Genomic DNA, 22030 nt, shown 5'->3' with positions numbered 1-22030 from the left:
ACTTTAGCAGGCCCGTTTACCCTGCCCAGCTTTTGACCGGGCAGCAGCGCGGGTCTACTCTCTACTTTGCTTCTATGTTGCGTTCGCTGTTTTGTATCTGCTTGGGGCTGCTGATGCCGCTGCTGGGCAAGGCCCAAACGCCCGATACAATTCGCACTCCCCCTCCCATGCAAACGGTCGCGCTCGATTCCGTGGGGGTGCTACCCTCGGCCATCGATACAAAAGGCTGGCTACTACTTGATAAAGACATTCAACTTGAGCTGGACGGTGCAGTGCACAACATCTACAATTTCAAGTATGACAAGGCTGAGAAGCAGTTTCGGTCGTTGCGGCGGCGGTACCCCAACCACCCCATGCCGTACTTTTTACTGGGGCTCAGCACGTGGTGGAAAATCATGCCCACCAACTTCCAGACCGAACAGTACGACAAGGTATTCTTTGCGTATATGGACACGGCGGTTACCAAAGCCCAGCAGTTATACGACACCGATAACAATAACTACGAAGCCAGCTTTTTCTTATCGGCGGCGTATGGGTTTGATGCGCGGCTGCATGCCGAACGCCATGACTGGCGTAAGGCCACGGTGGGAGCCCGGCGCTCCCTGAATTTTTTAAAGAAAAGCCAGGAAGCCAACGGCCTTAGCCCTGAGTTTCAATTTGGACAGGCGTTGTTTAATTACTACGCCGTTTGGATTCCGGATAACTACCCGCTACTCAAGCCGGTGCTCTTGTTTTTTCCCAAGGGCGACAAGAAGCTAGGGATGCAACAATTGCGCAGTGTGGCCACCAATGGGTTTTACACTGCTACTGAGGCGCGAGTCTTCCTCATGCGCATCCTCAAAAACGAGGAAAACAATGCCGAAGAAGCCATGCCCGTGGCCCGCTACCTGGCTACTACCTTTCCCGACAACGGCTATTTCCAGCGCTTTTACGCCCTGCTCGCCTACGACCAAGGAGAGTTCGCCGATTGCGAACGGGTCAGCCGCGAAATCCTTGATAAGATTAATAAAGGTATGCCGGGCTATGAAGGCATCAGCGGGCGCTACGCCAGCTACTTCCTGGGCTACCTGATGCAAAACCGCTATCGCGATATTCCCAAAGCCAAGGATTACTACCAGCGCTGCATCGTATTTGCCGAGAGCACGGGCGATACATCCGGCGGTTTTTACCTGTTCGCCAACATGAATTTGGCGCGCCTGGCAGTAAAAGACAAGGATGCTGCCGCCGCTAAGCGCTATTATGAGGTGGTGGCTGACAAAGCCGACCACAAGTCGGAACAATATAAAGAGGCCAAAACTTATTTAAAAAAGAATAAGTAGGCGTAGGCAGCATGGAATTAAAAGACCTATATATTACCCCTTTTTATTTGGCAATTATCTATGTAATTGCTTACGGCGTGCGCGACTCCGTAACGAACGTATACACCAAAAAATATTTCATTCCCGCGCTCACGGTTAAGATAATAGGAGCTATTTCGCTAGGAATCCTGTACCATACGCTGTATGGTGGCGACACTAATAATTACTATCACCAGGCCGGCATCGTTTATCATGCTTTTGGCGATTCATTTGCGGCAGGTTGGGAGTTGGTCACTACTTCAGGAGACGTAACTCCGGCCATCAGTAGATATACCGACCAGATGACGTGGTTTGGTCACGGAAGCAACGAATACTTCGTAATACGCGTGGCAGCGGTGTTTGCCTTGCTGAGTTTCCACACCTATACGGTTATTGCCGTGCTTTTCGCGGTTGTAACATTCACCGGTATGTGGGTTATGTACATGACCTTTGCCAAGATTCGGCCGCAAGTATACCAGGAACTGGCCACGGCCGTCTTCTTCCTGCCTTCGGTATTTTTCTGGGGTTCGGGATTGCTCAAAGATTCCTTGTGCCTGGGGGCATTGGGCTGGTTGTTTTATGCCTTTTATCGAGGCGCCATTGAGCGGCGAAATATTCTGCGCTGCGTAGTGATGGGCATGGGCGCGGCAGGCGTCATCTACGCCATGAAGGTTTACATTCTGCTGGCATTTATGCCGCCGGCTTTGCTATGGGTTTTCAATGAAGTCACGCGCGACATCCGCAGCACCGCAGTGCGAATATTGGCCAAACCGGTATTTCTGGGCATTGGGGCAGTATTGGCATTCTACGCTTTTGCCAAGCTCTCTGAAGCAGATGCCCGCTTTAACCTCGACAATATCGGCGCGCAGAGCAAGTTAACAGCTGATTACCTGCAGCAGGTTAGCCAGACTGAACGGGGTTCGGGATATAACATTGGGGCACAGGACGGCACAATATCGGGTATGGTAAAGCTCGCGCCTCAGGCCGTGATAGTGTCCTTATTCCGCCCATTTCTATGGGAAGCCCGCAACCCAACCATGGCCTTATCGGCGCTGGAAGCGACTTATTTCCTGATACTAACGTTGCGAATTATTTGGCGGGTGGGGCTGTTCAAAACGTTTAGTGCAATTGGTCGGGTACCGGTGCTGACTCTTTGTTTTGTTTTCAGCCTGATTTTCGCCATTTCAGTTGGGATTTCCAGCGGCAACTTTGGTACGCTGGTGCGGTACAAGATACCCCTCATGCCCTTTTACCTGAGCGGTTTATATATTCTGCAAAGCATGACAGTTCCAATAAAAAGGCCTCAGGGCAGACAGCGTAGCGTCGCTGCGCCATCGATGGCCCGTGCTTAAGCAAACAAATTGAGGAAGTTAGGCGTGTTCGCACGCACTGAATAGCGCTCTTCGACAGTGGCGCGGGCAGCGGCCCCGAGGTGCTGGCGCAGGTCGGCATCGAGGAGGAGCTGACGCAGACTGGCTTCCCATTCGGCGGGCGTAGCACATACAAACCCGTTCTGGCCATGCTGAACAACTTCGGTGTTCATGCCAACTGGCGAAACCAAGGCTGGGATACCTAAAGCCATGTACTGCAGGGCTTTGAAGGCACACTTACCTTTGGCCCACGGGTCATCTTCCAGTGGCATAAGGCCGACGTGGAAGCCCAACAGGTCGGCTATTTCAGTGTCTTTTCGCCACGGCAGGAACACCAGCGACCGCAGTGGCAAGGCTGGGGGTTGGTTGGAGATAACCCGGAATTCAAAGTCCAGTCCTTCGGCTTCCAGTTTGGCCAGCACGGGCACCACCTGGTCGAGGTATTTGAGCGTGGAATGGGTGCCCGTCCAACCGATAACCAAGCGACCCGGTGCGGCCTGGTCACGCACTTCGTTGTGCAAATGCACGGTGTCGATGGTGGTGGGATTCACGACCGCACGGGGGTTAAACTGCCGCGCATAATCAGCCAGATAAGCATTGCCACAGCTGTTTTTGTACGCCCAGTGGCAGATTTCGGCCACTTTGTGGTGCCACTTCACGCCCGCGGCAATCTTATTGGCTTCCGAGGTATTCGGGAGCCAAATGGCATCGTCGAAATCGTAAATAATCTTCTTGCCCAGCACCTTGGCAATAATCCACTCAAATACCGGCGGGCCGATGGGCGCAGCCTCGCGGTGGATGAACACGAAGTCGTAGGCCGGAACCGAGAAGAGCAGCCCTACCCGGCGCACAAACCCACCCAGAATACCCAAGGCTTTGGCCGCCGCCTGGCCGGGCTGGTAGAGAATGTTCCAGGTAGCCACCGACAGAAAAGGCACCAAGAGGTATTGATGGCTGTGGGCCGTGAGGGCATCAAGGTACTGCTCGAAGCGGAAGCGCTGCGAAGGGGCCCGGCCGGGCGGATAAGGGACGAGGAATAGAATGCGCACTAACGAAAATTAATAAGTCTGATAAAAGTCCAGCACTGCATCGGTGATGCGGCGCTGGGCGGCGTTGGTGAGTTCGTAGAACAGCGGCAGGCGCACGAGACAGTCGGAATAAAGGTCGGCCCAGGGCAGCGCCCGGCCGTCGTGCCGGGATGCATAGTAGGTGCTCTTGTGCAGCGACAGGTAATGAAAAACGGCCAATATACCCAACTGCCGGAGGTATGCGATGAGGGCTGTGCGCTCAGCCAGGTTGCGGCATACGAGGTAAAATAGGTGGCCGTTGTTGGTGGCGTAATCGGGCAGGCGAGGCAGGCCAATTCCTTGGTTGGCTAAAGGCTCAAGCGCAGAATAGTACCGCTGCCAAATGGCCCGGCGCTGCTGCTGAATATCCGTCAGGTTTTCGATTTGTGCCCACAAATACGCGGCAATGATGTCGGAAGGCAGAAACGATGACCCTACATCTACCCAACCGTATTTGTCCACTTCACCCCGAAAAAAGGCGGTGCGCGTGGTTCCTTTTTCCCGAATTACCTCGGCGCGCGGAGCGTACTGCGCATCGTTGATAGCCAGCATTCCACCTTCGCCCGAAATAATATTTTTGGTCTCGTGAAACGAAAAAGCGGCCAAAGTGCCCAGACTGCCCAGTGCCCGGCCCCGGTAGTAGCTGTCGATGGCATGCGCCGCGTCTTCTATCACGGCCAGCCCGTGCTTGTCGGCCACCGCCTGAATGGCAGCCATGTCGCATGCAATGCCGGCGTAGTGCACCGGCACGATGGCACGAGTACGGGACGTGACGAGGCCTTCGAGCGCGGCCGGGTCGAGGTTAGGATTGAGGCCAGTGCTGTCGGCAAAAACTATGTTGGCCCCACGCAACACAAAGGCATTGGCTGTGCTGACAAAGGTGAAGGACGGCACAATCACCTCATCGCCGGGACGGATATTGAGCAACAAGGCCGCCATCTCCAATGCGTCGGTGCAAGACGTAGTGAGCAGCACCTTCCGGAAGCCGAGTTCCTGCTCAAAAAACTGGTGGACCCGCTGCGTAAACAATCCATCGCCGGATATTTTGCCGGAGCGCACCGCTTGCTCGATGTAGCGGGTTTCGTTGCCGGAGAAATACGGTTTGTTGAAGGGAATTGCGGGGTGCATGCGCAGCGGAAATCCTTACAAAGGTACGGGCATAGCCGGGCTTGCCCGAAACAACAACAAAGCGGCCGTTGCGGCAGAGCATTTTCAGGCGCCTGCCACTTCCTCGTCCACGATGTAGAGCGGCCGGTTTTTCACCTGCTCAAACGTTTTGCCGATGTATAAGCCCACCATTCCCAGCACCGACAGCAGCAGCCCCGAAAAAAACCAGATGGAGATAATCAGGCTGGTGTAGCCTGGCTGGTCAATCTGCCCGGTCCAGTAGCGCAGCAGGGTAATCGGAACAAACAAAAATGCTCCTCCGGACAGCAGTAAGCCAAATTTAATGGTCAGTCGCAGAGGCTTATCGGAGTTCGCCAGCAGAATATCCAGGCCCAGCCGGAGGCGTTGGCTCAGCCCGTAGCTGCTGCGCCCGGCGGCGCGGCCGGCATGCATCACGGGGAGGTAGCCGGCGCGAAAGCCAACCCAGCGCACCATGGTGGGAAAGTAGCGAATGCTCTCGCGCATGGCCAGCACGGCCGCCACTACTTTGCGGTGGTAGATGCCAAAATTGGCCACGGCCGGGTCCTGCGGTGTTTCGGTGAGGTAGGATAATACACGGTAGAACAGGCGCGACAGCATCTTTTTGCCCCACGAGTCCTGCCGATTGGCGCGCCGGGCCAGCACAAAGTCGTAGCCCCGCCGCGCTTCGGCCAGCAAGGCCGGTATTTCCTCCGGCCGGTCCTGTAAATCGCAGTCCATTACCACTACCCATTCGCCCCGGCAAGCGTCGAGGCCCGCCGTGATGGCGCGGTGCTGGCCGAAGTTGCGGCTCAGGCGCAGGCCCCTTACCCGCGGCTCGCTTGCCGCCAGCTCCCGGATACGCGCCCAGGAATCGTCGGGGCTACGGTCGTCAACCAGTAGTATTTCGAAATGCGGCGTGATGGATTCCAAAACCGTCACCAGGCGCTGCACCAGTTCGGCCACCGAGGCATCGGCCCGGTATACGGGGCTTACCACGGAAAGCAAAACGGGGGCCGTTGGCGTCATTGAGAGCAAAGGTTGGCACGAAAACGGGCTATCAATCTGCCCAGCAAAATTTAGCCGCGACCAAGGGCGCGGCGGTAGCACTCGGCTAACCGCTGGTAGGTGTGGGCGGGGGCGAATTTCTGGCGAACAAACAGGCGGCTGGCCGTCGAAAACTGCTGGCGCAAGGCCGTGTCGCCGGCCAGCTTGATGAGAGCATCTGCCATGGCCGGCACGTCGCGGTTGGGCACGAGCAGGCCCGATTTTTCATGCTCAAACAACTCTGCCGGGCCGCCGCAATCGGTAGCTATCAGCGGCACCCCGTAGTAGAGCGCATCAAGGCACGTCAGGGAAAATGACTCGGCTTCCGAGAAGTTGAGCACGATGTCGTGCGCCTTCATCGCGGCTTCGGTATCGGCCGAAAACCCGTCGAACCGCACTACTTTGGCCAGGCCCGCGGCTTGCGCGGCAGCTTCCAGTTCGGCCCGAAATTCCCGATTTTTGGCCATGCCCATGTCGCCGCCCACGAAATGCAGGCGCAGGTTAGCATTGCGAGCATACGCGAGGCGAAAGGCTTCCAGCGCGAAGTTCTGGCCCTTGCCACGGATGTAGTTGCTGAGATACAGCAGCTGTATAGGCTGGGAAACATCCGACACTACGTGTGCTGGCAACGCCTCTCCTTGTGCGGGCAAAGGGTCATATACGGTAACGACCGATGCCTGGCCCGGCGCGAAATAGCTCCGCACGGCTTCTGACACGCACAGCACCTGCTGCGCGGCGTGCTCGGCCAGCCACCGCCACAGCCGTGCCAGCGGTTGAGGCAGCGTTTGAGGCAAAAAGCGTACGTGGGTGAACACCTCTAGCCGGCCCAAGCTAAAAAACCGGGCTACGTAACCAGTGAGGTTGTAAAAATCGTTGAGATGAATAAGCACTGCGCCCCGCTGTCGGGCCAGCTGCCGCAGTCGCCACCCATTGAGCACCAACATGGGCCCGTAGCTGAGCAAGTCCCACTTCCTGCGGCTGATTTCTACGAACGGCAGCTCGTGCACCACGTAGCCATCGGCTTCCAGCGCAGCCCGCCCTGTGCTGCCAGTGGGCAGCACGTATTCAAAGCGCAGCCCATCGGCGCGTAATGGGCCTGTCGCGTGGCGCATGGCATTCAGCGCCCCGGTTACAGCACGGGAATTATCAACTACCAATACGACCAAACCAGAAGCCAGATGCATCAACGAAATACCGCTAGTAAAAAGCGCACATTAGCTGCTTGCTTGTATTAACACCCTAATTAGAACCTTACGCTATTTGGTTCTTGCTGATTATATCAGCCATGTAATCAGCAACTGCCGACTCAGACATCACGTCTTTCCACCATTGCAAAGCAGCAATATGTAATTCCTGCATGCGGTCTGGGTTTTCAAGCAGTTCTTTAATAATCTTATCTGCTTCCTTCCAATCATCGATTTGAATGATGGGTGAGCCGGAAAAAAAATGATTCTCGGGAAGTCTTTCCGATATAATCACGCACCCGCATTTCATCGCTTCATAATGTCGGAAACATTCTTCTACGACGGAGCCGTGTGGCGTCAGTACAATTTTACTATTTTTAATATAGTTAGCGTACTCTTCAAAGTTCAACCCGCGCATGAAGCCATTGGTAAACCTTATGTAAGAGTTCGGATATTTGTCATCGTAAGTAGATTTTATTTTTTCTTGCAACCGGTGCTGCAGAAAGAACGGAAAATACCGCAGATAACTGTAAAATTTAAACATTCTGCGGCGTCCCCTATGCAGGTTTCCGGAAAAGAACACGTTGACGGACCTCTCAGAAAACGGAACAGGATTACTAAAATCTAATTCGCCATTATACCCAACCGGAAAGGCAAAAAGCTTCGAATATACATTTCCGAACTTTGCCGGAGTATATGACGACTGGAATACAATATTGCTTCCGTTATAAATAGTAGGCTGGAGCGTCTGGCGTTCATCAGCAATCAGAAAAACGTTGAGGACATCTTTGCTCATGGCCATGTTAATGGGCTGATTACCAAAGACCAGATAAAAATGCACATTTGAGAAGTAATTGTCAATTTGCTTAGCCATTAACTTCTCCAGGATAAGCTTCCAATATTTTAGTTCTAACAGATTATCTTTTGATAGCTGCGAATCCAGAATCAAGGTGATTTTATCTGAAATGAAAAATGTCGTATTCATGTCTTGACGGACCATACACCAATTAATTTTGAGAACAATTTGTTTTTCAATATTTATTTTTATAAAAAATATTTTTAGGCATCGATACTTTATATGCGACCCTTATTTTTTATATCTATGAGTTAAATTATTTAAAAATACAAATATATATTTTACAATTGCACATCTTCTACCAACTGCATCCATTGACCAAAAATCCGCTCCCGTGTAAAATCCTGCATTCGCTCGCGGGCCAGCTTGCCCAGCTTTTCACGCTCAGCCGAATCGTTCAACAAATCGTCGAGAGCGTCCGTCCAGGCAATGAGGTCGGCATTCAGGGTGGCTGACTGGGTCAGCATGGGGAGCAATACCCCATACGCCCCGTGCTCAACCTGACGCAACGGGGTAGCGGGCGTAGCGGTAGCAGGAGCAAGCATTTCGCGCGGGCCCGTGGGGCAGTCGGCGCTCAGTACCGGGAGCCCACAAATCATGGCCTCGCCCAACGCCATGGGAAAACCCTCCCAGGCGGAAGGAAATACGAATGCGGCCGCCGGGCGCAGGTACTTGAACGGATTTTGCTGTAAGCCCAAAAAATAAACGTCATAGTCCGGAGTAAGCAGTGCCGACGCTTCCCAGATGGCGTACACGCGCAAGCCCAATTCGCGGGCGTGGGCAAGAAGGGCGTCGCGCAATTCACCATCGCCGACGAAGACCAATTTCGCCTTCTGTCGTTGGAGCAACGCTGCGAAAGCATCCAGTAGCGGGGCCTGATTTTTCTGCAGAGTCAGCCGTCCTGACGTCACCAGCACAGGGTCAGCAGCATATACTGCGACTTCTGCTTCCGACAATGGTTCCTGGCTTTTGGCCTCAATTTGGGCCACCTCGAAGAAATTATTGATGGTGAGCAGCTTTTCAGGCTTCACACCAAAGCCCTGAATAAGTTCGGGAATGATGTCCCGACTCACCGTCACGATGCGGTCGGCACGGTTGTAAAGCGCCGGAATGAGTACCTTTTTGCGTAGCCACCCCACCACCCCCCGGATGTTGGCGTCGTGTAGTTTTGAGCCGTGTACGCAAAGAATAATTTTTCCTGGCCCGCCGCTCAGCAAGTTCACATAGTCGGCACCTTCTAGGTGGCTGATGCAGGCCACCGGCCGCAGCCGCTCACGCAACCGACGCAGCTCACTAATGCGCCGCCGGAAATTCTGTAGCTTGGCCAAAGCCCCTCCTCCTCCCCCTACTTCCAGGCTCACCACCGGGTTGCCGCTGGGGTACAGGTCGCCGCCTTCGAGATTGAACACGGCTTCCGTTACGGCATATTGCTTGGCCAGTTCCACGCTATGGTCGTGGAATACACGTTGGGCACCGCCCATGCCTAAATTGGGAATGAGCAGCAATAAATTGCGCGCGGTATTTGAAGTATTCACAGTATTATAGCTCTGGCTGACAAGCCTGATATAGTTCAGTGTAGGCTTGGACGCAGCGTTTCATATCAAACTTGGTGAATGCTTGGCTGGCTAGTTGCTGGTGCTGCCTCAACAATGCCTTATTGCCCGCATATTGGGCCATTGCCTCGTATAGCTGCTGGCCGTCAGCCAATCCGTATTCTGGAAACTCAATTAATAAGCCCGCTTCCTGCCCGTCGGGCGTGGTAATCATCTGCTGAATCTCGCCTACCGTTGTTGAGATAACCGGTTTTTTACAAAATAAATATTCGGCGATAGAGTTCGGCAAGCTTTCCTTTAATGAAGAAGCCAACACCCCCACATCAAATGATTCCACGCAATCAACGGGATTGTTAACAAACCCCAGGAAATGTATATTCCCGTCAGCTTTGTATTTCTCCCGCAATGAATCTAAAAACGCACTGCTTCCAACTAACACCAAATGCACTGGCTGAGTGGCTTCCGCTTTGACTTGCTGGTAAGCCTGGACCAGGGGCTCCCATCCCTTTTCGGGAACGCCACGGGCTACCATGCCAAATACAAGCGCTTCAGCGGGAATTTCAAGCGCTTTGCGGGTAAACAGATTTGCCTCCTCCGAAATTTGAGCATCCAGCCCATTGTAAATACGTCGCAACCGGATGTGGCCTGTTGAAACTGCCGTTACATCAGGCTGTAGAACTTCCAGGTTTTGTGTTGATAAGTAAGCGATGCCATTAACACGGGAAAGCACTTCGCTCAGTTTTTGCAGGTAGTTCGGAATAACATATGCTGTTCCCAAACGATAGAACTTTAAAAATTGCTCATAATCGCCGTGCATTGTAATAACATGGGCAATCCGAGGTATCTGGCGCAGTACCTGGGTGATTAAATGGTCGCATTTAAATGTATGGCTGTGTATTATGTCAATGCTTTTTTCTTTAATAACTTGGTTCAAGTGCTTGCGAAGGATACCGTTGCGTAGGGCAAACTGCTGGCCTCGCCGCTCTAACCACCCCTCGGCCCGCATAAGGAAAGCATCCATTGGCTGGCTTGCAGGCTTGTATTGCAACAGCTCAACATCAGGAGCCAGGCGCTTCACTAAATCATGCTCCGTGAATTGCCAGTACATATTATACAGATAAACCCGATGCCCGGCATTGTGCAGAGCTTGCGCCAACCGAAGGGCAAAGGTTTGGGCACCACCAATACGCAATTCTTCAACTGCAACTAAAATATTCATTATAAATTAATTAAGATTTTTACGACACTTGTACAAGCCCGTAGACCCGACCCGAATACTCGTTATGCAGCATACGGATTACGGCGGCTTCTAAAGCCGCTACATCTACGGGGTATGCCTTACCACTTTGCATGTCGCCGCCCACTACCACATCGTAGTAATGAATGCCCATTGTATACGCCTGCCAGTAGTAGAGCGGCTGCAAGTAGTTTCCAGGCATTATCTCAACGACGTGGGCACAATCGTAATTCATAAAAAATTGCTGAATCAGCCCAGCGCCGTGCAGCGCCACCAGGTATTCGATTTCCTGAAACAGCTGCGCTTGCTGCTCAATGGTCAGGTTTTCAGCAAGTACTTCCTCGAAGCCGTGACGCCTGAGCATGGCAACTACTTCCTGCTCATTGGCTAAATAACGGCCGTAGCGGGTTTTATCACGATTTAGAAACACCCTCCGTTTCGGCTTTTGATTAGGCAAGGTATATAACTCACGCATGGCCCGCCACGCCGGCGGGCTGAACGGTGCCGTTTGAAACTTATATAGTTTTTTAACATGCACCCATTCCTGGTCGCCCACGACATACCAGTTGAACTTCTGCAGTTGCTCGCTGCGCTGGAACAGGTACTGAAAAAACACTGTTTCGTACATCTGTTTTGCGATGAGTAACGGCGTGTCCAATGGTAATCCGCTGTGCTCAAATTGCTGGAGGCTAATCAGGGCATCCACCAGGTGATGATAATAGTTGCGCGTTGCCGAGCCATCATACCAAATGGCTTTGTCTAATTCTGTGGGGTTGGCTGGGCGAAGCAGATGGGTTAGAATATATGGATACTGCCGGGCAAACTTATAGACCACCGTTTGTTCTACCAGTTGCCGCCCGGCCCGGGTTCCCAGCAGACGTTCCGGCTCTAGCAATACATCGCTCACCTCCAACACAAAACTTTCCTGGATGGTCCACCGCTTGTTGTCTTCGGCGATAAACTCACTAAAGACCGGGTCCACGAATTGAGTGGGCATACCGGTAAAAACATCTTCCGAGTGGCGGTAAAGAAAGCGAAACCCCTCTCCTTTCTCGTAGGTTTTCCAATAGCGGGCCGCTGTTCGGAGGCCCAAGCCCGTACGCCAGAGCAAGGTGCGGGTGGCTTTGGTAAGAAATTTAGAGATAGGGGGCATCGCCTAAGAGAAAAATAATTAGCCTAGCCAGAGCGCTAGGAATTCAAGAATAAGTAGCGACGGAAGCGAATGGGTACGTATTCGCCTAATGGGCCGCGCAGATAAACCAGCCATGCAAACGCGCTCATCACTACCGACGCAACCGCGCCAAGGGGCAGGAACCAGAGCCAATGGTTAAACATTGGCAAATTATTGACTAGCTGCAACAGCGCGTACACCCCAGCACCGGCCAGGCTTACGCCCACTATTGGCCACAACGCGGGCCGCACCATCGAATCAAAGAAGGAAATGGTTAGGTGTTTCTTGAGGAGGTAAGGCACATACCAGGCAGAGGTGAGCAGCGACGCCAGAATGGTACCCAGTAGAATGCCCGGCATGCCCATCCGTTGCCCCAAGGTGATTGACAACGTCAGGTTGAGCGCTGCTTCTATCATTGCCGCGAAGCTGAGCGGACGGGCAATGCCCTTGGCGTTCAGAAAGAAAATTCCGGTGCGGGTAATTGTTTGCTGCACCATAATGACGAGCGCAAGAACCAACACCTGTTCCCCAGCAAAGAAATCGGGGCCTACCCACAAATGAATAAACCATTCATCCAAAGCCAGCATCAACCAGAAAGCTGTCATACTCAATACAATAACGAGTATCATGATGCGGTGAAAATAGATACGGGCCCGTTCCGCACCTTCGTGCACCACAATCTCGGCAACGGCCGGCAAGGCATTTTCAGTGATACGGCCCAGCAGATTCATGCCTATTTCCGGGATGCGCACCGTCAGGGAGAAAACGGCCACCAGAGCCAAAGACAACACCTTGCCAATCACCAGTCGGTCGGTGTACAGGATAACCTGGGTGGCCAGGCCTTGCAAAAACATAAAAAAGCCGTAATTCAGCATCGAGCTCGTGAGCTCCTTGTCGTAAAACCGGGGGCTGATGCGCAGTTTGGGGTAATAAATGCGCAGCAGCACGACTTGCGCTGCGGAGCTGGCTACCAATTGAAACACGTTGGCGTATACAAACGTCCAGAGGCCGACGCCGTGCGATAGCAGGGTCAGCGTGAGGGCAGTAGTGAAGAAGCCGACAAAAAAAGTAGGCGTGGCAATGAGCGTCTGGCGGTGGTGAGCAAAAAAAATACCTCCTAATCCACGCTGAATAAACTGGGCTCCTACCAGCAGGCTCAGGGTGATGACAATGGGAATAGCTGGTTCGGCCAGCCCGGGGCGGAGGTTGTAGATGCGTGGTAGCAGCGGTGCAAAGCCAATACCAATCAGCGTGACCAGCAACCCGAAAGCCGCGGCCACCAATACCCCCGTCGACATAATACGGTTCACCATCATCCGGTTGTGCTCGTCGTCGCCGCGGTGCAGGGCCAGATTACGAATTACGGCGGAGGATAAGCCAAAGTCAAACAATGCCAAATAGTTGACTATTTGAAAAAATATAATTGACAAGCCATAAGCGTCCTTATCCAGGTATTTCACCATCAGCGGCGTGCTGATAATGGCTACCAACATCGAAATAATGGTGAATGCCTGCGTAGAAACAGTACCCCAAAAGGCAGCTTTGGTGCGGGAAATGTCAGACATAGAATTCGGATAACAAAATGGGACCGCGCTACTCAGGCACTAACGATTATAAATACTGTAAGTATTTACTAATTAATATTTTAAATTCGATAGCCGATAGATATTTCGCGAGCCCTAACAATCATCTCGCCACTTTTAAAAATCAGTTACGGAAGGCGAAAAGGTTCTCGAGAGCTGTGTGGGCTCCGCGCGGCATCAGCGGCGGGGTCGGTTCGCGGTATCATTTGCCGTTTGTGCAGTTCGGCCAATAACTGCCGCGCCCAGGTGTCCCAGTTTAGGCGGGTTTCGTACTCTTCCCGGCTTTGCTGGCGCAGGCGCTGATAGCGCTGGGGGTCGTCGAGCAGTTGTTTAATTTGGTGGGCGAAGTCCTCCCCCGTCGCCGACAAGGGCAGCATGTAGCCGTTTCGGCCTTGTTGCACAAAGCTGCTAATACCGCCCACGTCGGTGGTCAACACCGGGAGTCCAAAAGCATTTGCGTCGCAAAAAGCAATAGCGGCGCATTCCGCACGCGAGGGCATGAGGAAAAAGTCGGCGGTGCTGAACAGCTCGTGCAGCTGCTGCTGGTCAGCTTCTTCGCCCATGTTCAGGAACGGAACGATGCGGAGCCCAGGGTTATCGAAGGCAGCCAGGTTGGTGGGCCGGCACCCAACCACGGTCAGAGTGGCAGGAATGCCCATTTGCTGCAACGCTACCATGGTTGCATACGCTACGTCGGCTCCTTTCCGGGTCCATTCGCCCCCCAGCAAAAACAGCCGGCACGTGCCGTCGGGCGCGGCGGTGTGCTGCAAGGCCTGGGGTCGGGACGGTGGGCTGGGGTAATTCGACCCAAACGGGATGACCGCCAGCTTGGCATCCGGCGTGCCATAGTCGGCCCGAGCCGACTGCGCGGCCCACTCCGAGGAATAGCACACCAGGCGTGCTTGCGCCAGCGCCCGGCGCTCCAGGTAGTCAAGCTCGGTTTTACTCAGTGCCAGCAACCCGGTCAGGCCGGGGTAGAAATCAATGAGCTGCCGCAGCGTCGAATCCTCAATGTACACAATGGGAACATCGGTACGCAGAAACGCAATTTCAGTAAAAGAGGCCGGGGCCACCAGCAAATCGAAGCGTTGCCGGGCCAGCTTGCGCCCGAATACCCAAGCGTACCACCGGGACACGGCCACACTCCAGCCGTATTGGTAGCGCTTGCCGGTCAGGGGCTTCACCAGCCAGCTGTTCAGCCGGTCGCCCAAGGCAAAGGGCCACCGCAGTGTTACGGGTCCCAAGGCTACTACTTCGCCCAGGTTGCGCTCCAATGCCTTAAAGATAGAGTAATGCACCCCCGACCACGACCGTCGGTTGAGGGGGTCGGTGCTGGTGACGAAACCGATACGCAACAAGTGTGGGTCTGCCATTATTAAATTTATTTTACCAGCGAACGGCGCTGTTTGGCGGCCTGATGCACATACCATTGCCAGGTGCGTAGCAAAGCCGCGGAAAATCCAATCGTCGGCTGCCATCCGGTATGCGCCGTCAGCTTCTGACTATCCAACACATTCACGGGCACGTCAAATTGGCGTTCTGGCAATGTCTGCACCCGCACCTCGGCCCCGGTGGCGGCAGCTAATGGGGCCAACGCATCCAGCACCTGGCGGTTGTTCAGGCCCTGTCCGCTGCCCACATTGTATACCTCGCCTGGGTGGCCTTGCACCAGGGCGGCCACTATGCCCTCGGCCATGTCCTGCACATGCAAGTAATCGCGCACCGTGCCATTTTCACCGAATAAGCTCAACTGCTTACCATCCAGGATGGACGCGATGGCGGTGGCAATAAAACCCTGCCCGGAGTAGGCCCGTTGCCCTTCGCCAAAAGCATTGGAGGGCCGCACGCACACGATGGGCAAGTTCCGGGTTTCGTAGAACAAGTGGGCGTATTTCTCAATTGCCAGTTTGGTAATCCCATACGGCGAAATAGGATTGGTCGAATGTTCTTCGTCCTGAGAGGCTGCGGTAGAACGCCCGTATACCGTCCCTCCCGAAGAAATCCAGATAAACTTGCGCAGCGATGCTTCAGCGGCCAACTCAAATAAACGCACTGTCGCCGGCACATTTATCAGAATATCGTGCACCGGGTCCTGAAAACTGGTTTGTGGAATGGTGGCATATGCTAAATCGACAACCTCGTTGGCGCGGTGAAATACCTGACGCAGCAGTTGGTCGCTGCCATCATTTACGATGTATTCGACTCCAACCGGCAACTCTTCCTGGGGTATCTCACGGCGGCCCAGCACCAGTACATGGCGCCCCTGCGCCAGCAGGGCTTCAACTACTGCTCTGCCAATGAACCCAGCACCGCCGATAACACAAGTAATGAGCGGCTGGGACGAATCATCAATCATTAATAAGCTACTATAGGGTATAGATGGCAATCCAACGACTGCAAAGGTCGGGGTTAAAAACAAAACAATTGCATTTTGCGCACTAGTCTATTGCAGCCGTTTGGACACGGCCGGACTGCGGGCAAAGGCTACTAACCGGTTAAGGAGCTGTTCAATGGGGTCGTTTTCCAACAGCAGCCGGGCGCGCTTGGCCGCCAGCACGCCCATGGCGGACCAGTCGGCTTGGCGGGCCCATGCCCTGTTTAAGGCTTTATTAAGGGAGTTGACCGAGGCCATGTCGGCGATGAAGCCGGTTTTGTCATCGTCTAGCCATTCCTGTACCATGCCCACGTCGGCGGCCACCACTGGCCGGCCGCACAGCATGGCCTCCTGCACCACCATTGGGCCCGACTCAATCCGCGAGGGCACTATCAGCAGGTGCGTATGGGACCAGATAGCCGTGCTTTCGGTTACGTGGCCGTGCATGGTCACCCGGCTCGTCAAGCCGTAAAAATCCACCAGGCGCTCCAGGTAAGCCTGGTCTGGTCCGCGACCGTAGAAGTTCAGGTGCCAGCTCCGGGCCAGCCATTCGGGTGCCGCCAGGGTTTCGAGTAGTACGTCCTGCCCCTTGCGGTCTACATCGAAACTAGCGACTACGGACATTTGGGGAACGTCGTCAACGGCTGGCCCCAGATAGGGCACCGGGAAGTTCAGGGGTAGGTTTAGGGGGTTCTGCACCACCCGGGCATTTGACAAAGGAGCCGCTAACTGCCGGCGCAGCACCCGCAATTGCTGGTTTGAAATCATCATGACCTCGCGGGCCTGACCAAACAGTGTTATCATGTTGGCCCGTTGTTCGTCGTTTTGCCGAACGGGGTCGTGGTAGTTATGGCAAATTAAAAGGAAGGGCACTCCGCACAACCAATCGTATAGCTGCTGATGAAACAACAAGTCATTCCAGCCCCCCTGGCTTACCAATACCACATCCGGAGCAAAGCGGCGCAGCGCTTTTATTTCCAGCAGTGTCCCACCCCGCGGCAGGCGCTTGAGCCAGCTGGTGGCCCGAAACTGAAGCGTCGCTTCGTAGCGAGGCCGGAAATAAAAGGAAGCCCCCGATTCGCCTAGTTTCTGCAGTTGAGCCGCCGGCTCGGGCCAGGCGTGGGTTGAGACGAATACCTCGTGGCCTTCAGCTAACGCTTTTTCGGCAGTATGGGCCCACAGCACCTCACTCCCGCCCCACGGGGCATCGTACATCAACGAAACGAAAGCTATGCGCATACTACAAATTTAGCGGATAGAAGATATACCGGTCTGCATCCATTGTTTAACCAGCCAAAACGTGTCCCGATTAAAGGGCGCCAGCGCAAGGCATTGCCTTATGTAAGAAGCCACTAGCCACCAGGAAAAATGTCCTTGCACCAAACGACCGGTGAACTCCTGCAAAGCGCGCAGTTCCAATCGGCGCTGCTTGGCAGCCGACACTGCCACAGGGCCAAACGGCAACTGGCCACGCCACTTATTCTTGTATTTCAGTGCGTTGCGAACCCATGCCTCGTTCACAGAGCCGCGGGAATGGTGTTCAAGCAGTACCTGGAACGTAACGCAGACCCGCAGGCCCTGCCGAAAAACCCCGGTGCAATAGTCCACATCGTAAAAATGAAAATCGGTGAACGTGCGGGCATCGAATGGGTAGCATTGCCATACTTCTTTGCGGGAGCATAGCCACATGCCATCCACCACGGCCACATCGGTCAGCACCGCCCCTTCGGGGTTATGCAGTTCCATTTTGGTATGGCCGTCGGCAAAGACATTGAGCACGTTTTCGCGGCATAGCGCCACCCCACAGCCCCACCATGCCGCAGGCGCTGCCAGTTGGTACAGGCCGCCGGTTACGCCCAGTATGCCAATGGTGGAGTCGGCCAGGGTATCGGCTACGATGGTGCCCCAGCCCGGCGTGTGCAGGCGGATGTCCTCGTGCATAAAGCACAGCAACTCATACTGCGCCTGACCAGCGCCCAGGTTGTAGGCCTCACAAATACTGTACTGCCCACGGCTATTGTCGATGGCAATGATTTCGTAGGGCACCCCAATGGTGGCTGCTACACTCTGACTAACTGCCGCCAATGCGGTGGTGTCACGCGTACAGATAATTACCGTAATCATTACTTTAATTAATTGCCCGTTTAATAACGCGTTTCAGCTTATCGCCAACCAGCATTTTGAGGCCACTGAAACGATTACGCAACAGAAATCGCCCCAGATTCTGAAGAAATAGCGACCTGAAATTGGGGTCTAGCTTGCTCATATTCTGATACGCAAGCTTGTGCCGGCCGAAAGGAACCTGATAATACACCAACGCGTGAAACCAGTTGTCCAGCAACTGCTGAAACGCGAGTTGGTAAAAACCACCATCGGGCTTGCCGTATTGGCGCACAATGCCCAACAGCTGCGTTGTTTCGACCAGTGCGGTGCCATTCACCAGTGTTTTACTGCGCACGTTGTTGCGATGCGAACGAAAGTAGTTGAGGGGCCGCGCTACGTACGACACGTCGCTTACCGCCAGTATTTTTGCCCAGAAAATCCAGTCCCCCATTATTTTAAAGCTTTCGTCAGCGGGGCCTACTTCGGCAAGCGTGGAACGACGCAACAGTACGGCACTGGCATTGGGAATGATGTTGCGGTACGATAGAAACCGGTGCACCAGCGCAAGGCCGGACTGGGTAAAGTCGTGCTTCCACAAGGTAGCATCAAGCTCCGCCAGAAATGGCTCCCAGGTTGGCACGGGCATCAAGGCTTCATTCTCGTCGACGCTATACGAATTAGAATAGGCCAGGCCCACGCGCTCATTAGCTTCCAGGGTCGTCACTAAAGTCGCCAAAAAGTCGGGGGCGGCGTAATCGTCGCTTTCAGCCAACCACACGTATTTTCCGGTGGCCAGGGCAATGCCTTTATTCCACTGTTTGAAGGTGCTGCCGCTATTCTGGTCATTGTACACCAGCCGAATACGGGAATCTGCCTGGGCGTATCGGGCTAATACCTCCCGGCTGTTGTCCGTAGAGCAGTCGTCCAGCAAAATAACTTCCAGCTGCTGGTACGTCTGGTTCAATACGCTATCCAGGCGATGGGGCAGGTAGCGGGCGTGGTTATAATTGGGAATAATAACCGAAACCATGGCCGGCACAGGTGCTGTAGCAAGAAGCGGACGTGTAGCCATGAGAGGAGAAAATTAGTCGCTAGCGCGACTGCGGCGTACCAACGACTGCATTATTATTTTTCGGGCCTTGCCGGAGCCAATACAAAGCTGCCCGCATATAATAGGTGTAGCGCCCCGTACTGCGCCCCAGTTGCCAGAATTTTTGCCAGCCCATCCGGGGCCGGCCTTCCTGAAACTCGGCGGCGGCCTGAATTTCCAGAATGGAACGCAAGGCCTCCCGATTGATAGCGATGGCCTGCTGAGCGCCTAACTGGTGCAAGGAAGCCTCCAGCTGCTCGCGCACCTGCCGGGTATAATCCATCATGCGGCTACGGTTCTGGCTGGTGCTGGTGGGGTGGATGCGTACCAACGCCCAGGTATCGGGATTGGCTTCGTATTTGAAGCGGGCACCCTGCATCGCACAGCGCAACCAAAACTCCCAGTCTTCCATTGACCGTAGCCCTTCGGTAAAAGGCCCCGCCAGTTCAATCAGGCGGGCGCGCAGCAAGGGCGCATTCGTCACAATTTCATTTTGCCGCACGAAGGACTCTATTACCGGCAGGCCACTACCCTCCAGGTGATGTAGCTGCGGCACATCCTGCATATCGAATGAGCGGCTGAGCACCGCAGGTGCGTCGTGCCGAAAGTAGCGCACGTCACCGTACACCACATCCACGGCAGGATGCTTGCGCAGGTAAGCCACCTGAACCGCCAGTTTGTGAGGGGCCAGCAGGTCATCCGCATCCAGAAACTGAATAAACTCACCCTGCGCCAAACAGAGAGCCATGTTACGGGCCGCCGACATGCCGGCATTGGCCTGGTACAGGTACCGAAAACGCGCATCCCGGCTTTGGTAGAACTCAGCCACCGCACGGGTATTGTCAACCGAGCCATCATCGACCACAAAGCATTCCCATTCGGCATACGTTTGGGCCAGCACCGAATCCAGCGTTTCAGCCAGTAGCCAGCCGTAATTGTAGCACGGGATGATGATGCTGACTAAGCTCATAATACCGAATTCGCAAGATTAGCAGCCTCGTGTTTTGCCTCCCAGCCGAGCAGGCTTTTCACTATTATCCGCAACGTGTCGCTTAAGCCAAACGGATTGGGCATCGGCTTAGCTTGTAAGAGGGTTGGCTGCAGATGCCCGAGAGTATAATGCTGAACTCCAGTAACAGCTTCACGCCAGGCTTTAGCGAATAATCGATTGAACCAAGCGGCATCATAGGCTTGTAACCGCTCATTCTGGCGTTTTATGTTCCACATCAATGCCAGCATTTCCCGCATTTGCGCTGGTGTCTCCGGTCGGATAGTACAATGCAGAATCTGGCAGTAGCTAAGTCGCTCCTGTGGCGTCAAGTCAAATCCTTTCGTCGTTAGTTGTAGAATTCTTACTGCATCGGCATTGGCCCGCTGGTTGTCATTCATGTAGGAACTTATCTGGTACGGATGCACGCGGTAGTGCAGCAATACTTCGGGTATATTCTGAATGCTGGTCACGCCACTGAAATCGACCCAAAGCTTATAGTCCTCGGCTGGCATAAAGCTGGGGTCATACCGAAGGTTATACTGCTCAATAATTGATTTACGAAACATCACTGTAGGGTGGCCCATTGGACTATTCAACAGCATAAATTCCCGGATTTCCGTATCGCTAACCGGCACATAAACCTTTATTTGCATGGCATCGAACGTATCATATGCCGTTCCGCATAGGCCTATTTGGACATTTTGCTCCAGAAGTGCCACTTGCTTGGCAAAACGCTCAGGCAAGGCAATGTCGTCAGCATCCATTCGTGCAATGTATTTGCCCTTGGCCAGCCGTAGGCCCTCATTTAAATGCACTACATAACCCGAGTTCTGGCCACAGTCGAAAAACCGGATTCGCTCATCCTGAATGCTGCGGATAATTTCGCTACTGGCATCCTGGGACCCATCATTAAAAATGAGCAGTTCGAAATCGGCGAATGTTTGCTCCAGAATACTCCGAACTGCCTGTTCCACATAGGGAGCCGCGTTGTACACAGGCATTAGCACACTGACTAAGGGAGCGGCAGCATTCATTAATTAATAGATTCAGACGGCAAAAGCCGCACAATACAGTTTATTTGTAGATTAGGGCTAAAGGCGTATCCATTCACTCGGGATGAGGTCAGTAGTATCCCTGCCAGCATCCTGCACCCATTGGCGCGGAGCAACTACAATTTTATTGGGGTTGGCATTAAGCCAAGCTCCCCACCAGCTAAAAGAGCTATTGGCAATGATGTTGTGCCGGCATAAGCTCATCAGTTGCATATCAGTATAGCTGGCTTTGCCTTGGTTGTGGCTAATATAGGTAGTAGGAACCGGAAAATGCAGATTTTCCCGCACCCATTCGGGTTCGTCGGAAAACACAAAGAGGGCGATATCGCCTATCTGTTCCTGCATTAAGGCAATTGCCTCCCGGTAGTAGGCGGGGGTACAGGTGCCGTGTATCTCGCTAGAGAGCGAATTGGTCACATAATCGCCCCGGCGTACGTGCATGGCTATCGAGGAAGTAGCAAGCATCTCATCAGCAAGATAACGATTGAGGTCTGTAAGCGGGGCTTTGAATGCGAAAGCTTGTCGAATAAGTGCCTCGCAGGGTTTGAAGTATTTCTCACTCTGCCAGTACCCTTCAAAGTAGGTATTTGTCCCCGCTTGCAACACTCCCGCATCATAGACGGCATGCTGCTGCTCTAGGTAGCGACGGGGATTTAGCAGTTTGCGAAGTAAACGTTGGCCTATGCGAGTATGCCGGCCAGGAGGCAATGGAACATATAAAGCACAATCTGCTTCAGTAGCCAGGGGTACTTCGACGCTGAATACACCTAACTCAAAATCACGAAAGGTAAAATTTGGTCTCTGGGTCCTATCCAGTAGGTTCGTAGTGTCAAATCTCACCGATGTACCAAGTTGAGTAGCTAAGCAGCAACCAAATGCATACTGGAACA

Annotated in this window: 19 protein-coding genes; 2 read left to right on the top strand and 17 right to left on the bottom strand. The window is 53.7% G+C overall.

Translation table 11 applies throughout. From position 1 onward, the window contains the following. Window positions 1–32: 32 nt before the first annotated feature. Window positions 33–1319, top strand: coding sequence for a tol-pal system protein YbgF (locus J4G38_RS18845; RefSeq protein WP_226163553.1), 1287 nt, complete (start codon window positions 33–35; stop codon window positions 1317–1319). A gap of 47 nt (window positions 1320–1366) precedes the next feature. Further along, window positions 1367–2689 (top strand): hypothetical protein, encoded by a 1323-nt coding sequence (locus J4G38_RS18840; protein ID WP_226163552.1) that lies wholly within the window; start codon window positions 1367–1369, stop codon window positions 2687–2689. On the opposite strand, the gene J4G38_RS29020 is transcribed toward J4G38_RS18840, so the two are convergent. From J4G38_RS29020 to J4G38_RS18755, 17 genes are all read right to left on the bottom strand, one after another. Next, window positions 2686–3756, bottom strand: coding sequence for a glycosyltransferase family 4 protein (locus J4G38_RS29020; protein WP_210519740.1), 1071 nt, complete (start codon window positions 3754–3756; stop codon window positions 2686–2688). The two genes, J4G38_RS18840 and J4G38_RS29020, sit on opposite strands and share 4 nt — an antisense overlap. 9 nt (window positions 3757–3765) lie before the next feature. Then, window positions 3766–4902 (bottom strand): dTDP-4-amino-4,6-dideoxygalactose transaminase, encoded by a 1137-nt coding sequence (gene rffA / locus J4G38_RS18830; RefSeq protein ID WP_210519742.1) that lies wholly within the window; start codon window positions 4900–4902, stop codon window positions 3766–3768. Window positions 4903–4986: 84 nt separating this feature from the next. Then, window positions 4987–5898, bottom strand: coding sequence for a glycosyltransferase family 2 protein (locus J4G38_RS18825; protein ID WP_317198214.1), 912 nt, complete (start codon window positions 5896–5898; stop codon window positions 4987–4989). 80 nt (window positions 5899–5978) lie between these two features. Beyond that, the gene (locus J4G38_RS18820) at window positions 5979–7130 is read right to left on the bottom strand and encodes a glycosyltransferase family 4 protein (RefSeq protein ID WP_210519745.1); all 1152 of its coding nucleotides are present in this window, start codon (window positions 7128–7130) and stop codon (window positions 5979–5981) included. Window positions 7131–7197: 67 nt separating this feature from the next. Further along, window positions 7198–8130 carry a glycosyltransferase family protein gene (locus J4G38_RS18815; RefSeq protein WP_210519747.1) on the bottom strand — a complete coding sequence of 311 codons (933 nt, stop codon included), beginning with the start codon at window positions 8128–8130 and terminating at the stop codon, window positions 7198–7200. 137 nt (window positions 8131–8267) lie between these two features. Further along, window positions 8268–9521: a glycosyltransferase gene (locus J4G38_RS18810; RefSeq protein ID WP_210519749.1), complete on the bottom strand. Its 1254-nt coding sequence runs from the start codon at window positions 9519–9521 to the stop codon at window positions 8268–8270. 4 nt (window positions 9522–9525) lie between these two features. Next, window positions 9526–10758, bottom strand: coding sequence for a glycosyltransferase family 4 protein (locus tag J4G38_RS18805; protein ID WP_210519751.1), 1233 nt, complete (start codon window positions 10756–10758; stop codon window positions 9526–9528). Window positions 10759–10777: 19 nt separating this feature from the next. Continuing rightward, complete coding sequence (locus J4G38_RS18800; RefSeq protein WP_210519752.1) at window positions 10778–11929, bottom strand: glycosyltransferase family 61 protein; 1152 nt, start codon at window positions 11927–11929, stop codon at window positions 10778–10780. Between the two features lie 35 nt (window positions 11930–11964). Continuing rightward, on the bottom strand, window positions 11965–13512 hold the full coding sequence (locus tag J4G38_RS18795; RefSeq protein WP_210519754.1) for a lipopolysaccharide biosynthesis protein: 1548 nt from the start codon (window positions 13510–13512) through the stop codon (window positions 11965–11967). 146 nt (window positions 13513–13658) lie between these two features. Next, a complete protein-coding gene (locus J4G38_RS18790) occupies window positions 13659–14903 on the bottom strand; it encodes a glycosyltransferase family 4 protein (protein ID WP_210519756.1) in 1245 nt (414 codons plus the stop codon). An 8-nt stretch (window positions 14904–14911) separates the two neighbouring features. Then, on the bottom strand, window positions 14912–15886 hold the full coding sequence (locus tag J4G38_RS18785; RefSeq protein WP_210519758.1) for an NAD-dependent epimerase/dehydratase family protein: 975 nt from the start codon (window positions 15884–15886) through the stop codon (window positions 14912–14914). Window positions 15887–15973: 87 nt separating this feature from the next. Further along, entirely contained in the window at window positions 15974–17143 is a 1170-nt protein-coding gene (locus J4G38_RS18780; RefSeq protein ID WP_210519760.1) for a glycosyltransferase family 4 protein, read from the bottom strand. A 9-nt stretch (window positions 17144–17152) separates the two neighbouring features. Then, window positions 17153–18028, bottom strand: coding sequence for a glycosyltransferase (locus tag J4G38_RS18775; RefSeq protein ID WP_210519761.1), 876 nt, complete (start codon window positions 18026–18028; stop codon window positions 17153–17155). A 4-nt stretch (window positions 18029–18032) separates the two neighbouring features. After that, complete coding sequence (locus J4G38_RS18770) at window positions 18033–19079, bottom strand: glycosyltransferase family 2 protein (protein WP_210519763.1); 1047 nt, start codon at window positions 19077–19079, stop codon at window positions 18033–18035. A gap of 19 nt (window positions 19080–19098) precedes the next feature. After that, window positions 19099–20067, bottom strand: coding sequence for a glycosyltransferase family 2 protein (locus J4G38_RS18765; RefSeq protein ID WP_210519764.1), 969 nt, complete (start codon window positions 20065–20067; stop codon window positions 19099–19101). After that, window positions 20064–21122 (bottom strand): glycosyltransferase family 2 protein, encoded by a 1059-nt coding sequence (locus J4G38_RS18760; protein ID WP_226163551.1) that lies wholly within the window; start codon window positions 21120–21122, stop codon window positions 20064–20066. Before J4G38_RS18760 ends, J4G38_RS18765 begins: the two co-directional genes overlap by 4 nt. Window positions 21123–21179: 57 nt before the next feature. Beyond that, window positions 21180–21980: an alpha-1,2-fucosyltransferase gene (locus J4G38_RS18755; protein WP_210519766.1), complete on the bottom strand. Its 801-nt coding sequence runs from the start codon at window positions 21978–21980 to the stop codon at window positions 21180–21182. Window positions 21981–22030: the final 50 nt, after the last annotated feature.

Origin of the sequence: Hymenobacter terricola, assembly GCF_017921975.2 — a bacterium.
GTDB lineage: Bacteria > Bacteroidota > Bacteroidia > Cytophagales > Hymenobacteraceae > Hymenobacter > Hymenobacter terricola.
Note: the sequence above shows the minus strand (reverse complement) of the source record. Positions and strands in the feature narration are given on the sequence as shown.

What these genes read in the sequence shown, in the direction of transcription:
- rffA (WP_210519742.1), bottom strand. Translation starts at nt 4,902, where the DNA reads ATGCACCCCGCAATTCCCTTCAACAAACCGTATTTCTCCGGCAACGAA.
- J4G38_RS18820 (WP_210519745.1), bottom strand. Translation starts at nt 7,130, where the DNA reads ATGCATCTGGCTTCTGGTTTGGTCGTATTGGTAGTTGATAATTCCCGT.
- J4G38_RS18815 (WP_210519747.1), bottom strand. Translation starts at nt 8,130, where the DNA reads ATGGTCCGTCAAGACATGAATACGACATTTTTCATTTCAGATAAAATC.
- J4G38_RS18805 (WP_210519751.1), bottom strand. Translation starts at nt 10,758, where the DNA reads ATGAATATTTTAGTTGCAGTTGAAGAATTGCGTATTGGTGGTGCCCAA.
- J4G38_RS18800 (WP_210519752.1), bottom strand. Translation starts at nt 11,929, where the DNA reads ATGCCCCCTATCTCTAAATTTCTTACCAAAGCCACCCGCACCTTGCTC.
- J4G38_RS18795 (WP_210519754.1), bottom strand. Translation starts at nt 13,512, where the DNA reads ATGTCTGACATTTCCCGCACCAAAGCTGCCTTTTGGGGTACTGTTTCT.
- J4G38_RS18790 (WP_210519756.1), bottom strand. Translation starts at nt 14,903, where the DNA reads ATGGCAGACCCACACTTGTTGCGTATCGGTTTCGTCACCAGCACCGAC.
- J4G38_RS18785 (WP_210519758.1), bottom strand. Translation starts at nt 15,886, where the DNA reads ATGATTGATGATTCGTCCCAGCCGCTCATTACTTGTGTTATCGGCGGT.
- J4G38_RS18780 (WP_210519760.1), bottom strand. Translation starts at nt 17,143, where the DNA reads ATGCGCATAGCTTTCGTTTCGTTGATGTACGATGCCCCGTGGGGCGGG.
- J4G38_RS18775 (WP_210519761.1), bottom strand. Translation starts at nt 18,028, where the DNA reads ATGATTACGGTAATTATCTGTACGCGTGACACCACCGCATTGGCGGCA.
- J4G38_RS18770 (WP_210519763.1), bottom strand. Translation starts at nt 19,079, where the DNA reads ATGGCTACACGTCCGCTTCTTGCTACAGCACCTGTGCCGGCCATGGTT.
- J4G38_RS18765 (WP_210519764.1), bottom strand. Translation starts at nt 20,067, where the DNA reads ATGAGCTTAGTCAGCATCATCATCCCGTGCTACAATTACGGCTGGCTA.
- J4G38_RS18760 (WP_226163551.1), bottom strand. Translation starts at nt 21,122, where the DNA reads ATGAATGCTGCCGCTCCCTTAGTCAGTGTGCTAATGCCTGTGTACAAC.